This is a genomic window from Dokdonella aquatica, from assembly GCF_051987395.1.
Taxonomy (GTDB): Bacteria; Pseudomonadota; Gammaproteobacteria; order Xanthomonadales; family Rhodanobacteraceae; genus Dokdonella.
Genome location: NZ_CP197094.1, coordinates 1,062,332 through 1,075,555, shown reverse-complemented (window position 1 = coordinate 1,075,555; position 13,224 = coordinate 1,062,332). Strand labels below are relative to the sequence as shown.

The window sequence follows — 13,224 nt, the reverse complement described above, 5'->3', positions numbered from 1 at the left end:
GGGCGGTCGCGGCGGGGCGAGCGCCGCGCGTCCTGTCGTGGTGTCGTCAAACGTTGCGCGCGCGACGCCAGCCTGCCGCGGCGAGCAGGGCGGCGAGCGCCGCGAGTGCGAACGGATGGCCGACCGGCAGCTCGATCGCAGGTGCTCCCGTGCCGCCGCCGGGCTGGCCGACCGGCGCCGAGCCGAAGCCGTCGACGTAGACGTAACCGCCATGCCCGCCGAGCGAGCAGTCCGCCGCGATGACGGTCAGTTCGATCGGCTGGCCGATCGCCGACAGCGGCAGCACCGCGTCGACGTCCTGGAACGGCAGGTATTTCCAGTTGCCGCTGCCCTGCAGGAAGTTCACGCCGGGCTGGCCCGAGTACGCGAATTGTTCGAACAGCACCGTGTTGTCGGCGAGGTTGCGCACCGACACATAGAAGTACGGCTGCTCGTGCGGCGCGTGGTTCGGATCGTCCATGACGGGCGCGAACGCGAAGCGCAGGTGCGGCAGGCCGTCGGAGGGATCGATGTCGGCCGCGGTGAGCGTGTCGACCTGGGTCAGCCGCGTCACGAGCGCGCCGCCATGTTCGTCGTTGAGGCGTGCCGTGTGATCGCCGGCACGCGGCAGCGCGATCGTCGGCGCACGCGGGTCGGCGACCTGGCCGACGATGTCGGCGGGGCCCGCGGCGCCCGGGTTGATCGTCACGCTCGCCCCCGTGAACGGCGGGCTGCCGGCGAGGCCGGGATTGGTGCCGCCGTCGAGCGTCCAGCCGGCGAAGTTGTTCTGTTCGAAGCCGCCGTTCTGGAACACGGCGAGCGCGGGCGTGGAGAGGGTCGCGACGGCGAGTGCGACCGCGGCGCGCAGCGCGAGGACGCGGCGCCCGCGAGGGCGCGCGGAAGAGGGCATGGACATCGGAGCAGTTCCCCTGGGTGCATCGGCGCGCGGACCGGTGCGCACCGTGGACCGCGATGCTAGGCAGCGGCCTGCGTAGCCGGTACCCCGCGAACAGGGGGGTCAGCGCGAACGCGCGTAGGGGTTGGGTTCGTCCGGATCCGGGCGGATCGAGTAGCGCTTGTAATGCCACTGGTACTGCAGCGGCGCGCGTTCGACGCAGGCTTCGACGCCGCGGTTGAGCGCCGTGCAGGCCACGCGCAGGTCGGCGTCGGCGATGCCGTCGGGTGCCGGCAGCACGTGGATGCGGAAACCCTCGCCTTCGGGCAGGCGCTCGGCGAACGCGAACACGACCGTCGCACCCGTGCGCTCGGCGAGACGGGGCACCAGTACCATGGTCAGTGCCTCGACGCCGAAGAACGGCGCGAACTGGCCCTCGCCCTGCTTGGGCTGCTGGTCCGGCAGGATGCCGACCACGCCTCCCGCGTTGAGGCGCCGGTAGAGCGTGCGTACGCCGCTGCCTTCGGCGCGCACCTGCTCGACCTCGAGCGCGCCGCGTGCCTTGACCAGAAACGGCTCCAGGTGCGGATTGCGCGGCGGCCGGTACACGATCGCGAGCGGCGTGCGCGCGGCCAGCCAGTAGTTGAGCAGCTCCCAGCAGCCCAGGTGCGGTGCGGCGACGATCACGCCCTTTCCGGCCGCGATCGCGGCATCGAAGACCTCGGCGCCGCACACCTCGCGCACGAGCGCGAGCGCGTCGCCGGGGCGGCCCGACCACACCTTGGCGACCTCGAGGGCCGACTTGCCGGTCTCGGCGAGCACGTCACGTGAGCGGATCTGTCCTGATTCCACGCCATGACGCGTTTGGAGCAGATGGAGGTTGGCTTCGGTAACGCGGCGCTCGCGGCCGTTGGCCCGCCAGTACGCCATGCCCACCAGTGCGCCGAGCGCATGCAGCGTGCGCAGGGGCAGGCGGCCGGCCAGCGAGAGCAGCGCGTGGAGCAGGCGGAAACGCAGGATCATGCAGAGGAGGCGGACGTGCGGACGACCCCCATCTTAGCGGCATCGTGCCCGTTGACCGCCCCTGCGGGCCGCGGCGAGCATGGCGGTTTGCCGCTGGAGGACGCCCGTGATCGCACTGTTGCAGAGGGTCGAGAGTGCCCATGTGGACGTCGACGGCGAGACGGTCGGCGTGATCGGGGCGGGCCTGCTTGCGTTTGTGGCCGTGGAACGGGGCGATGGGGAGGCCCAGGCGGCGCGCCTCGTCGAGCGCCTGCTCGGCTACCGCGTGTTCGGCGACGACGAGGGGCGCATGAACCGCTCGCTGCGCGACACCGGTGGCGGGTTGCTGCTGGTCTCCCAGTTCACGCTCGCGGCCGACACCTCGAGCGGCAGCCGGCCAGGCTTCTCGGGCGCGGCCAGCCCCGAGGAGGGCGAACGCTGGTTCTCGCGCGTGGTCGAACTCGCGCGCAAGGCGCACCCGCGGGTGGAAACCGGGCGCTTCCGTACCCACATGAAGGTCAGCCTCGTCAACGACGGCCCCGTCACGTTCCACCTGCGCGTCGCGCCCGCCTGAACGGTCCGCGCACCACGCCTCGCCGCGACAGCGGCTGAAAACGTTTGAATCCTTTCAAATCAACGGTTTGGGATGCCCTTGACGCGGCTCCTATACTTCCGAGTCTTTGCTTAAGGTAACAGCGGAATCTTCATGGCAAGCGAGCACATCCAGGAGCAGCAGACCACCGATATCAAGATGCTCATCACCAAGGGCAAGGAGCAGGGTTACCTGACCTATGCCGAGGTGAATGATCACCTGCCCGACGACATCGTCGATCCCGAACAGATCGAAGACATCATCGGCATGATCAACGACATGGGCATCGAGGTGCACGAGATCGCACCCGATACGGAGACCCTGCGCGCCACCGCCACGGCATCGAGCGACGACGAGACCGCGACCGAAGAGGCCGTGGCCGTGCTGTCGGCCGTCGACGCCGAGGTCGGCCGCACGACCGACCCCGTGCGCATGTACATGCGCGAGATGGGCACGGTCGAGCTGCTCACGCGCGAGGGTGAGATCGCGATCGCCAAGCGCATCGAGGAAGGCCTCAACCAGGTCCAGTCCGCGCTCGCGAGCTTCCCGTGGTCGATCCAGCTGCTGGTCGAGGAGTACGACCAGGTCAGCGAGGGCAAGAAGCGCATGTCCGAGGTCATCGCGGGCTTCGCCGACCTCGAGGAGCCCGTGGTCGCGGTACCCGAGCCGGCGGCCGCCAGCGACGACGAGGCCGAGGCCGACGAGGACGAGGAGAGCGGTGACGAGGAAAGCACCACCGTCGACACGGGTCCCGACCCGGTCGAGGTCGCGCGCCGCGTCGACGAGCTGCGCCAGGGCTACGTGAAGTTCCAGAAGGCCGCCGAGAAGCACGGCATCGCCGACCGCAAGACGCAGAAGCTGCGCGACACGATGGCCGAGGAGTTCCTCAAGCTCAAGCTGCCGGCGATCCTCATCGACGGCCTCGTGCGCAAGCTGCGCGAGGTGGTGAGCAATATCCGCCACCACGAGCGCCTGATCATGGACGTCTGCATCAAGCAGGCGAAGATGCCGCGCAAGGACTTCCTCAAGATGTTCCCGTCCAACGAGACCAATCTCGAGTGGGCCGAGGAACTCGCGCGCAAGCGCCAGAAGTGGTCGCCGGCCGTCAAGACGCACCGCGACGCGCTGGTCGGCGAGCAGAACAAGCTCGTCTCGATCGAGAACACGCTGTACCTGTCGGTCGCCGACATCAAGGAGATCAACCGCGCGATGTCGATCGGCGAGGCCAAGGCCCGCCGCGCGAAGAAGGAGATGGTCGAGGCCAACCTGCGCCTCGTGATCTCGATCGCCAAGAAGTACACGAACCGCGGCCTGCAGTTCCTCGACCTCATCCAGGAAGGCAACATCGGCCTCATGAAGGCGGTCGACAAGTTCGAATACCGCCGCGGCTACAAGTTCTCGACCTACGCCACGTGGTGGATCCGCCAGGCGATCACGCGTTCGATCGCCGACCAGGCGCGCACGATCCGCATCCCCGTGCACATGATCGAGACGATCAACAAGCTCAACCGCATCAGCCGCCAGATGCTGCAGGAGATGGGTCGGGAGCCGACGCCGGAAGAGCTCGCCGTCAAGATGGAGATGCCCGAGGACAAGATCCGCAAGGTGCTCAAGATCGCCAAGGAGCCGATCTCGATGGAGACGCCGATCGGCGACGACGAGGATTCGCACCTCGGCGACTTCATCGAGGACATCTCGATCGTCTCGCCGATCGAGTCCTCGACGAACATCGGCCTCATGGAGACCGTGCGCGACGTGCTCGGCGGCCTCACGCCGCGCGAGGCCAAGGTGCTGCGCATGCGCTTCGGCATCGACATGAACACCGACCACACCCTCGAGGAAGTTGGCAAGCAGTTCGATGTCACGCGCGAGCGCATCCGCCAGATCGAGGCCAAGGCGCTGCGCAAGCTGCGCCACCCGAGCCGTTCGGAGCAGCTGCGCTCGTTCCTCGACCTCGAATAACGCGCGAGCCACGACGCGATGGATCGCGAACGACATACAAGGGCGGCCACCACGGCCGCCCTTTTTTCTGCCGCGGTGATGCTCGCGCTGTGTGCGGGCACGTGGAGCGGCGGCTTCCTCGGTGACGACGTCAGCCTCGTCCACCACGCGCATCGCGTGCTCGGCGAGGGGCGTGCGCTGGGCTACCTGTTCGGCGCCTTCACGCAGGCCGAGGGCCTGCAGAACGGCTTCTACCGCCCCATGGGCCTCGCCAGCTGGATCGTGAGCGCACTGCACGCGGGCTACGAACCGGCCGGATGGCGACTCGGCAACGCGCTTCTGCACCTGTTCAACGGCTGGCTCGTGCTGCGCATCGTGCGCCGCATCGTCGGCGCGGAACGCACGCCGCCCGTCGCATGGTTCGCGGCCGCCGCGTTCTGGCTCTACCCGCTCGCGCCCGAGGCCAGCGTCTGGATCGCCGCGCGCTTCGACCAGCTCGCGCTCGCCGGCATGCTGGTCGCGTGCGAGCGCCATCTCGCGCGAGATCGCGTCTTCGACGGCGCACATCTCGCGAGCCTGCTCGCACTCGCGTTCGCGCTGACCTCGAAGGAACCCGCGATCCTCACGCCGGGGCTCATGCTCGTCGTCGCGCTCGTTGCGATGCCTGCACCCGCGGCGCCAGGACGGCGCGCGTGGATGGGTCCCATCCTGCGCGAGCTGCGAGACGTGCTGCCTTCACTCGCGATGCTCGTCGCCTACTTCATGCTGCGCCGGCATCTGTTCGGCCACGCGGTGCAGGTTTACGAGGTACACGCTCCCCTGCAGGCCTTCGACTTGGGCATCGTCACGCAGCGCCTCGCCGGCTTCGCACCCGTGCTCGCGCAGCCGTTCGGTGCCTGGGCCGGCGTGCTCGCCGCGGCCGTCCTCGGTGTGCTCGCGACCGGCGCCATGGTCGCGTGGCAGGCCGGCCGTTTCGTGCGCGCGTGGCTGCTGCCCCTCGGTGCCGCGATGGGAACTGCCGCGGCGATCGTCGTGCACTTCACCGGCGTCGAGACCACCGGCTTCGGCGCGCGCCTGTTCTACGTGACCGGCGCCTGGCTCGCGATCGCGTTGTTCCTGCCGTTCGCGTACGCCACACGCACACGTGCGCTGCGTGCCTGCGCAACGATCCTGCTGCCGGTGTTCGCGATCCACCTCGCCGTCGCGACGCAACCCTGGCGCGAAGCCGGTCTCGCGATGCGCGACCTGCTGCCCAGACTCGCGACCGAAGCCGGCGCGCTGCATGCGCGTGGCGAATTCGGTCTCGTGCTCGCGGCGGATACGCTGCATACGGCGACGTTCGCGCGCAACGCCCAGGGCGGCATGGGGCAGGGCGGTGTCGTGCCCGCCCATCCGCACACCGGCAGCATCATGGTCACCACGCCGTTCGAGCCCGCCGTCGTCGAGCACTTCGAGCGCCTCGGCGGCATCACGCTCGCCGGCGAGCGCGTGTTGCGTACCTATTGCGTCGACGCGCTGCCGTGGAACGGCGAGGTCAGGCTCGTGCCGATCACGCTGTCGACGCCGCTCGACCAGCCCGCCGCATGGTGGCGCGAGTGGACCGCCGCCATCGCCGCATCAGACTGCGGCGACGACTTCCCGGACCTTCGCTGAGCGCGTCGGGCGTGTCACAAGTGGATGCGGCTGCGCAGCCACGCGTGCGCGCCCTTGGCCTCGTTGAAGACCGACCAGTCCGCATTCGGCACGATCTGCATGATCGCCAGCGCGTCGCGCGACTGCAGGCGCGCGCTGAGCGCCTCGCACAGTTGCGCCGCCGAACCCTTGTACTCGACCAGCCACGTCGACTTCAGGATCGGGATGCCGAGCGGCGCGAGCGCGGCCTTGATGCGCGCATCGTCCCGCTCGGCGTGTGCATCGTATGCCACGAAGTACATCGCCATGTCCGCAGCCCTCCTTGTCCACGAAGTAGGCAACGGCAATGCGAAACGGGCGCTGAGCGCCGATATGACGATGACGGCGCCGACGGTGTGATGGCGGACGACCGTGGGGAAGCTTGCTCCCGCCTGCGGCGCGTCGGGGATGCAGGGGATCATGCTCCCGTCCGAGAAGGCGAGCCTCCGTCCCGGGCCGCGCAGGAGCCGCTACTCGACAGGACGTGCGAGATCGGTGAGGTAGGCCCCCGTCACGATCCGGAAATCGACCAGGTCGCCTGCTGCCGCAGCACTCTGCAGCACGCACAGCGCCCTGCCGACGACCGCGGCCTGCTGGACGCCGGGCAGGGCGGGCGCGCCCAGTCCGTACCAGGCGAAGCCGGCCGGTGACGGTGAGGTGCGCGTGGCGACGAGCGCAGGATGCACCCCGGCGAGGATGGCGCGCGGATCGGGGCCGAGCTCGTCGACTTCGAATGACGCAAGGGCACTCGTGGAAGGCGTCCCGTAGATTCTGGGGCTCATGGCCGAGGGATGCCTTGGGAGGTCGCGCATCGTAGGGCGCCGCGAGCGTCGCGTCCACGCATGGCATCAGACCTGCGGAAGAAGGGCACCCATGGTTTCCGAGGCTGCTCCGGAAGCGGTCGTCGCGTGGAACACCGCAGTCGGTGTCGCCGAGTCCCTTGGCGGTCGTTCCGCGGGGCGCGTGCGGCGTCAGAGGATCATCTTGCGCAAGGCGCCGCTCAGCTGGCGCACCAGCGACAGCGCCTCCTCGTTGTTCTCGTCCGGCATGTCCGGAACCCCGAGCGCACCGCGCGCGACATTCCAGGCGCACTGGAACGACGCGTGCAGTCGCGCCTTGTCCGGATGCGCGTCGTAGAGGGCCACCATCGCGGCCATCAGCACGACTTTCGTCTGCTGGCTGGTCAGCGTCGCATCCTGCTGCGTCGCGATCACCGAATCGACGATGTCGATCCTCGCGGCGAGTTGATCGGACCGCACACGCAACGATCGGTCTTCGGGCGATGCCAAGGTGCTCTCCTTGCGAGTGGGACGGGGCGGTTCACGTGCCAGCAGCGGTGCCGTACCCGGCACGTGGCACTTCCGCCATCGGCACGACCATCGTCGTGTGATGCGGATCTACCGAACCGGATTGCGACGCAGTTCCGCGAGCGCGACGAGATGGGGTCTCAAGGCCTCGAGATGGTGACCGAAGGTCTGTACCGCGGCGTCGAATGCGCCGATAGCGCCACCTCGTTCGATGAAGCTGGCGATCAGCTCATCGAGCGCGCGTCCCTGCTTCACGATCTCCACGGCGGAGCCCATGCGGGCCGCGATTGCCGCGTCGCGGCTCGTCACCACGTTGCGTGCCCACGTCCTGTGGGCCGCGGTCACGGGTCGGTGCACGCCGTTGCGGGATTCCGGAGGCTGACCCGTCGTCGCACGCTTCATGCCGGTGAGGACGCTGCCCACGACGGTGATGCCAGCGCCTCCATGACGAGAGCGTGGTACGGCCATCCGCGGAAGAAGTGGTCCGCATCCGAGGATGTCGTGAAGCTGACGCTCACGCGATCGGCGATCGTGGGCTCCGCCGGTGCGAGCGCTGCATGGTGGCGGCCGACCGAGACCCTGAAGCCCGCTGCTCCCTCGCGCTCGATCGTGACGGAAAGGCAGCTTCCGTCGTCGGCGACCTCGTCGCCTCGGACGTGGACCGCATCGGTCAGCACGGCCAATGGCTGCGACATGTGACCCGGACGACGAAGCCGCCCGGTCGCGCGCTCGTGACGCGCAGGCGCATCGCCGGCGCCAGGCCGGGGACGTCGACGAATGACATGGTCATGGTCCGGTAGGCCGGTGAAACCCGGCATGGTGCATCTCGGCTACCCGTGGACGCGCTGGCCATTGCGGCCCAGGACGGAGGCGATCCCCGACAGGGGGAGCGTCGCCGTGACGTGCGCGGTAGAAGAGGGACCAACCTACGCCCGAGGCGTTGACCCGTCAACGGAAAGGTTCCGCGGCGTCGCGGTATCGAGTCCCGATGGCATGCGTCGTCGTTCGATGCAGGCCCGGCCTGCAGCGCCGGATGGATTTGCGTCGTCGCATACGGCCGTGGCAACTGCATGCGTGGGTGACGTGCCTACGTCGCGCGTGCCCACTCGGGGGCGGGACGGTACACTGCGCGCCGCAGGTCGGCCAACGCGGGGGCGGTCGCAGGCAAGGCGCGATTGCACCGCAACTGCGCCGAAGCCCCTCGCATCAGCCCGCAAACCCGCTACGGGCCTATAGCTCAACGGTTAGAGCAGGGGACTCATAATCCCTTGGTTCCAGGTTCGAATCCTGGTGGGCCCATGATCGAGCAGGGGCGCGGTGGGCCTGTGCGGGAAAGCATAGGTTGGCCGCTTTGGCCAACCTATGATTGCCATGAAAGCATAGTTTGGCCGCGGCCCCTCATCTTGATTGACCTCTCGACGCACCTTGAGTGTTCGCAAGATTATGATCGGATTGATGTTTATGCTTTCGCGCCTCAGCTGCGACAGATGGTGGCGCAGGCGGCTAGCGTCAACGCGTCCAGCGCGCACTCGCGAATTCAGTAGTCTTGAGTGCAAGTGGAAAGCATAGATTGGCCGCTTTTCCCGTGATCCCACGCCTTCGGAGTAATTGTCTTGCCCATCTCACTGAACAAGCTTTCCGCCAAAGAGCTCGCTGCGTTGCGCTCGCAGCTGGAGCAGCGCCAGGCTGAGCTGCAGAAGCAAACGCTGGACGTGCTTCGGGAGAAGGTCTTCGCCATGATCGAAAAGGAGGGGCTCACGGTCGATGAGGTGCTGGGCACCAAGACACGAGCGCGAGCCGCCGGGCGCCGATCCAAGGCTGCCGTCCCGAAGAAGTACCGGAATCCGAAGTCGCCTCACCAGGAATGGAGTGGTCGTGGGCGTCAGCCCGCATGGTTCGCGGAAGCGATCGCCTCGGGAACGAAGGAGCAGTCGCTCCTCATCAAGTGAAATTCCGTTGAGAGCCGTCGCGCAGCGCCTCGCGTGCGTCAGCTGGCTGGCTATGGAGCTCTTCGCGCAGCTTCCAACGGAAGCTCTCGACGAAACCACTCTCCGAAGGACTGCTTGGTGCGATAAGCGCTGGACCGACGACGGCGTCGCGCATCCGGCACATAGCCTTCACAGGCACCATACTTGTCCGGGGCACTAAGGCGCGACATCAGCGACATGGGGCCGTACCGTGAGGCGATGGCACCAGTCTCCAACTGGAGGCCAACAGCGTGGTGGAGCAAGTCAAGCTGGTCCGTTCCGACGGGGAGGTGTTCCAGGCTCTCCGCCTACTTTGCGCGAGACCAGGGTTCGCACATGCTCTCGCGTACCTCTACTGGCGCGACAACACACTGTCGTTGGCCGACTCGGTCGACGCAGATGCGCTTGAGTCCACCTATTCGCGCGAGCGATTGCTGAGGACCGAAGCGGTGGTCCTGCTCGGGCTGCTGGTCCAGCAACCTATCAACCTCGAACCCATCGACGGGAATACGCTGAAGTCGTACGCCGCGGAGGCCTGCTGCCTCATGGAGGAAGCGCACGAGGCGCTTAACGCTCCCATCATGACGGCCATTCGATTCATGACGAGGGGGAGTGTCCAGCATCCCTCGCAAGGAGACGTGCTGCGCGAGGCAATCTTCTACGGGCCTCCGTCGGCCTATCACTACCAGTTTCTTGATTTCGCCCCGCAACGCTATGAGCGAGACCGCGAATGGCTTGTGGCGAACAAAGGGTTCTCGATTGACCAAGCCGCAAGGATCCTGGGGGCGATTCACGCTGCGCTGCATGTGCAAGTTGCAGAGGCGACGCACCTTCACGCTGAATCGCGCGATCCCACGAACTTGCTGCCCGCGTTCGTGGTGAGGCCAGCGCGCATCGCCGAAAGTACGGGGTTGGATCCGGCCGTTGTGGGGGCGGTGTTCGGTGCGTTCGAGCTCAAGTCGCGCAACGAGCGCTTCCGAGCCATGGACGACTACAACGAAGCGGCGGCGTTACCGCTCGTACCGTTGGGTGAGGACAGTTTCCTCATTCTCGATCCGGCCGCGCTCAACCAATCCCTATACGAGTCTCCGATCTTCTGGATGCGTGACACGGATTACGAAAGCACCGCCTGCGAGCACCGCGGCGCGTCCACCGAAGGCCTGTCGGTTACTTTGCTGCAGCGCGTGTTCGGCGCGGAGAACGTGCACGCCAACGTCAAACTCAAACAGGGCAAGACCATCGTTGACGAAGTCGATGTGCTCGTCGTGTATGGCGACCGCTGCATCGTCCTCCAAGCCAAGTCCAAAGGGCTCACTATTGGCGCACGCAAGGGAGACAGCGATCGTCTGAAGAGCGACTTCAAGGCAGCTGTGCGAGACGGCTACGCGCAAGCGTTGAGTTGCGCTGCGCACCTCGTGGCGGGTGACGTCGCATTGGTGCTGGACGACGAAAGCACGCTGCAGCCTCGGGTTCCGATCAAGGAGATCTTTCCATTCTGCGTCGTCGCCGACCACTACCCCTCGCTGAGCTTCCAAACGCGATCCATGCTTCAACCGACGACGACCGACATCATTCGCGAGCCGTTCGTGATGGATGTCTTCCTGCTCGACGCGATGACCGAGATGCTGCGCACGCCACTACGCTTGCTCGCCTACGTCAAGCAGCGAGCCGCTCTTTTCGACCGTATATCGTCTGGCCATGAACTGACGGTCTTGTCCTACCACCTCAGCCAGAATCTGGTTCTGCCACCTGGCGTTAATTTCATCCAGCTGGGTGACGACATTGGCGCCGGCCTCGAAGCGGCCATGATGGTTCGCAGGATGGGTTTGCAAGGCCCGGATACACCACCAGGCATCCTCACGAGGTTCCGAAACAGGCCATTCGAGCATCTGATTGGCACACTTGAACACTCTGACAACGCTGCGGCGCTCGAACTTGGGTTTGAGCTGCTGTCGATGGGATCACACACCGCCGAGACCGTCGACCGGCTTCTCGTGAAGTCGGCGGCCCGCAGTGATGAACAGGGCAGCCTATGTAGCTTCAGACTAGGCGACGAGCGCCAAGGTTTGACAGTCCAAGTCGGCCACGCAGATGACGACATCGGACAGCGAGGACTTAGAGACCAATGCGCGCTCAACAAGTACGAGTGCCGGGCGGACAAGTGGTTCGGCGCATGGGTCGATCGCTCAGGGGAGCTTCGCGCCGCACTTTTACTGGACCAGCCCTGGACGCCGTCAGCGGAGCTGGAGAAGGTGGTTCGCTGGTGGAGAGCGATGCGTGCTCAGAACCGCGCGATTGACACCCCTAGCATTCCCTCGCCGCGAAAGCAGGCCGTCAACGCGCTCTGCGCGTGCGGCAGCGGAAAGAAGTACAAGAAGTGCTGCATGCGGAAGCGTCCGGGATACCAAACGTGATGGATGCAGTCGGGTTGATGTGAGTCGTCGCGTTGCGACTCGTCGTGGATGTCACACGCGCTTCGGTAGACGGCCCTCTCTCGACCTGTCGATCCGGCGCGTGAGGACTACTGCACGATAGCCGCGCTTCCTACGATCTGACGCGCTCGTTGGCGCATCGTCATGGCCTTGCTGGCCTGCGGAAGGCCACTGGCGCCGTACGTGTACCCGTAGCGGAAGCGGGAAATCCGCCGACGCATACCGACTGAATCAGCAAGCTGCACGGCCCACGCCCGACGAGCGTCCTGCATTGCAGATGCGGCCAAGGCTTCGTCGACTACGGGTATGCCGAGCATCTCTTCGCTGGCCTGATCCGCGTGCTCGATAGCGCGTCCGAAGTCGTCGAAGCTCATCGCCGAATCCTCGTGGTGTGGTGACGGAGATTTCGCACGCACGCGCCAAACGAATGATGAGCAAAGCCGGTGTTGTGACGGTGCACACGCCGGCCGTTCAGGATTCCACAAGCTTTGACCGCCGGCCCTGACGCGGGGCTAATGCTGGCCGCCGGATTGGAGATGAAGGTGCGACGCGATGCTTGCCGCGAGCGACTCGACACGGGCGAGCACGTCGGCGCCGAGCTGGGCAGGCTTGGGATCAAGCACGCACAGCGTGCCGAACAATGTGCCGTCAGCGAGATTGAGCGGCACCGAGATGTGACTCTCGAAGCCGTAGATCTGTGGGGCGTGGTGCCTGGAGTACACCGGATCCTTGCTGGCTTCACCGAAGCTCGTGGTTTGACCGGCCCGCAGTTCTCGGCAGATCGTGGTCTCGAGGATCAGGTCTTGACCGGGGCGCAACCCGAAATCGAGTAGGTCGTTCACCGCGCATGTCGTCCACCGGTTCTCCGTCACGCGTGCGACGGCCGAGAAGCGCATGCCTGTGATCGCGCATACCTCCGCGAGGATCTTCGGCAGGTCGGGAACCTGGGATACCGCGGCGATCTCCGCGACACGAACGTCGTGTGTCTGGAGCTCGTCATCCACTTCTTGATGCAGCGCCTTGAGGGTGTCGAGCGTGGAGGACTCAACCAATCGCTGGACGGCCGCAGCCGACGTGCGGAGTCGCCCTGCTGGCCCTACGAGATGGATGTGCTTTCCGATCAAGCGCACGTCGGCGAGTCGATGCTCGGCAACGAATCGCTCGGCGTGCCTCAGGAACGTCTGCTGCCAAGCCAGGGTTGGGATTCGATCGAGGAGCGCGACGAGTATTGTTTCGTGGGCAGGGTCCGACGCTGCGCCGGGCATGTCGAATCCGACGAGGTAAGGCGTATCAGCCATGAGATGTGCAGTGAATGCCGCGACGGCGGCGAAGCCCGCCAGTGTCTCACCTTTCACGGGGACACCGCGATCGAGCCCTCATGGCGCTCCCATCATCGGCTTGCGCAGCCGGAGCCGGCCGAAGCGCACTTCGAGCGTCT

General features: G+C 66.3%; 14 protein-coding genes and 1 tRNA gene. 6 read left to right on the top strand and 9 right to left on the bottom strand.

Going from position 1 to position 13,224, the window contains the following annotated elements:
- Positions 1 to 46: 46 nt before the first annotated feature.
- A complete protein-coding gene (locus tag ACQQ2N_RS04770) occupies positions 47 to 895 on the bottom strand; it encodes a hypothetical protein (RefSeq protein WP_440224536.1) in 849 nt (282 codons plus the stop codon).
- Between the two features lie 102 nt (positions 896 to 997).
- On the bottom strand, positions 998 to 1,897 hold the full coding sequence (locus ACQQ2N_RS04765) for an LpxL/LpxP family acyltransferase (protein WP_440224535.1): 900 nt from the start codon (positions 1,895 to 1,897) through the stop codon (positions 998 to 1,000).
- Between the two features lie 106 nt (positions 1,898 to 2,003).
- Between ACQQ2N_RS04765 and dtd the strand changes: the two genes are divergently transcribed.
- The 3 genes from dtd to ACQQ2N_RS04750 all read left to right on the top strand — a co-directional run bounded on the left by dtd (position 2,004) and on the right by ACQQ2N_RS04750 (position 6,062).
- Complete coding sequence (gene dtd / locus ACQQ2N_RS04760) at positions 2,004 to 2,450, top strand: D-aminoacyl-tRNA deacylase (RefSeq protein WP_440224534.1); 447 nt, start codon at positions 2,004 to 2,006, stop codon at positions 2,448 to 2,450.
- A 132-nt stretch (positions 2,451 to 2,582) separates the two neighbouring features.
- Positions 2,583 to 4,430: an RNA polymerase sigma factor RpoD gene (rpoD, locus tag ACQQ2N_RS04755; RefSeq protein ID WP_440224533.1), complete on the top strand. Its 1,848-nt coding sequence runs from the start codon at positions 2,583 to 2,585 to the stop codon at positions 4,428 to 4,430.
- Positions 4,431 to 4,508: 78 nt separating this feature from the next.
- Positions 4,509 to 6,062, top strand: coding sequence for a hypothetical protein (locus tag ACQQ2N_RS04750; RefSeq protein ID WP_440224532.1), 1,554 nt, complete (start codon positions 4,509 to 4,511; stop codon positions 6,060 to 6,062).
- Between the two features lie 14 nt (positions 6,063 to 6,076).
- On the opposite strand, the gene ACQQ2N_RS04745 is transcribed toward ACQQ2N_RS04750, so the two are convergent.
- The 5 genes from ACQQ2N_RS04745 to ACQQ2N_RS04725 all read right to left on the bottom strand — a co-directional run bounded on the left by ACQQ2N_RS04745 (position 6,077) and on the right by ACQQ2N_RS04725 (position 8,205).
- On the bottom strand, positions 6,077 to 6,502 hold the full coding sequence (locus ACQQ2N_RS04745; protein WP_440224531.1) for a hypothetical protein: 426 nt from the start codon (positions 6,500 to 6,502) through the stop codon (positions 6,077 to 6,079).
- 48 nt (positions 6,503 to 6,550) lie between these two features.
- Positions 6,551 to 6,862: a hypothetical protein gene (locus ACQQ2N_RS04740; RefSeq protein ID WP_440224530.1), complete on the bottom strand. Its 312-nt coding sequence runs from the start codon at positions 6,860 to 6,862 to the stop codon at positions 6,551 to 6,553.
- Positions 6,863 to 7,051: 189 nt separating this feature from the next.
- Complete coding sequence (locus ACQQ2N_RS04735; RefSeq protein ID WP_440224529.1) at positions 7,052 to 7,294, bottom strand: hypothetical protein; 243 nt, start codon at positions 7,292 to 7,294, stop codon at positions 7,052 to 7,054.
- A gap of 183 nt (positions 7,295 to 7,477) precedes the next feature.
- Entirely contained in the window at positions 7,478 to 7,810 is a 333-nt protein-coding gene (locus tag ACQQ2N_RS04730) for a hypothetical protein (protein ID WP_440224528.1), read from the bottom strand.
- The gene (locus ACQQ2N_RS04725; RefSeq protein ID WP_440224527.1) at positions 7,786 to 8,205 is read right to left on the bottom strand and encodes a hypothetical protein; all 420 of its coding nucleotides are present in this window, start codon (positions 8,203 to 8,205) and stop codon (positions 7,786 to 7,788) included. Before ACQQ2N_RS04725 ends, ACQQ2N_RS04730 begins: the two co-directional genes overlap by 25 nt.
- A gap of 408 nt (positions 8,206 to 8,613) precedes the next feature.
- Between ACQQ2N_RS04725 and ACQQ2N_RS04720 the strand changes: the two genes are divergently transcribed.
- The 3 genes from ACQQ2N_RS04720 (at position 8,614) to ACQQ2N_RS04710 (ending at position 11,768) form a co-directional block, all read left to right on the top strand.
- Positions 8,614 to 8,686 (top strand) — tRNA-Ile (locus ACQQ2N_RS04720).
- A 314-nt stretch (positions 8,687 to 9,000) separates the two neighbouring features.
- On the top strand, positions 9,001 to 9,336 hold the full coding sequence (locus tag ACQQ2N_RS04715; RefSeq protein WP_440224526.1) for an H-NS histone family protein: 336 nt from the start codon (positions 9,001 to 9,003) through the stop codon (positions 9,334 to 9,336).
- 395 nt (positions 9,337 to 9,731) lie between these two features.
- Positions 9,732 to 11,768 carry a YecA family protein gene (locus ACQQ2N_RS04710; protein ID WP_440224525.1) on the top strand — a complete coding sequence of 679 codons (2,037 nt, stop codon included), beginning with the start codon at positions 9,732 to 9,734 and terminating at the stop codon, positions 11,766 to 11,768.
- Between the two features lie 107 nt (positions 11,769 to 11,875).
- Here ACQQ2N_RS04710 and ACQQ2N_RS04705 read toward each other — a convergent pair whose 3' ends face one another.
- Together ACQQ2N_RS04705 and ACQQ2N_RS04700 are read right to left on the bottom strand one after the other, a co-directional pair.
- The gene (locus tag ACQQ2N_RS04705) at positions 11,876 to 12,160 is read right to left on the bottom strand and encodes a hypothetical protein (protein ID WP_440224524.1); all 285 of its coding nucleotides are present in this window, start codon (positions 12,158 to 12,160) and stop codon (positions 11,876 to 11,878) included.
- A gap of 138 nt (positions 12,161 to 12,298) precedes the next feature.
- Complete coding sequence (locus tag ACQQ2N_RS04700) at positions 12,299 to 13,141, bottom strand: GAF domain-containing protein (RefSeq protein WP_440224523.1); 843 nt, start codon at positions 13,139 to 13,141, stop codon at positions 12,299 to 12,301.
- Positions 13,142 to 13,224: the final 83 nt, after the last annotated feature.

What these genes read in the sequence shown, in the direction of transcription:
- ACQQ2N_RS04770 (WP_440224536.1), bottom strand. Translation starts at nt 895, where the DNA reads ATGTCCATGCCCTCTTCCGCGCGCCCTCGCGGGCGCCGCGTCCTCGCG.
- ACQQ2N_RS04765 (WP_440224535.1), bottom strand. Translation starts at nt 1,897, where the DNA reads ATGATCCTGCGTTTCCGCCTGCTCCACGCGCTGCTCTCGCTGGCCGGC.
- rpoD (WP_440224533.1), top strand. Translation starts at nt 2,583, where the DNA reads ATGGCAAGCGAGCACATCCAGGAGCAGCAGACCACCGATATCAAGATG.
- ACQQ2N_RS04750 (WP_440224532.1), top strand. Translation starts at nt 4,509, where the DNA reads ATGCTCGCGCTGTGTGCGGGCACGTGGAGCGGCGGCTTCCTCGGTGAC.
- ACQQ2N_RS04745 (WP_440224531.1), bottom strand. Translation starts at nt 6,502, where the DNA reads ATGATCCCCTGCATCCCCGACGCGCCGCAGGCGGGAGCAAGCTTCCCC.
- ACQQ2N_RS04740 (WP_440224530.1), bottom strand. Translation starts at nt 6,862, where the DNA reads ATGAGCCCCAGAATCTACGGGACGCCTTCCACGAGTGCCCTTGCGTCA.
- ACQQ2N_RS04725 (WP_440224527.1), bottom strand. Translation starts at nt 8,205, where the DNA reads ATGCCGGGTTTCACCGGCCTACCGGACCATGACCATGTCATTCGTCGA.
- ACQQ2N_RS04705 (WP_440224524.1), bottom strand. Translation starts at nt 12,160, where the DNA reads ATGAGCTTCGACGACTTCGGACGCGCTATCGAGCACGCGGATCAGGCC.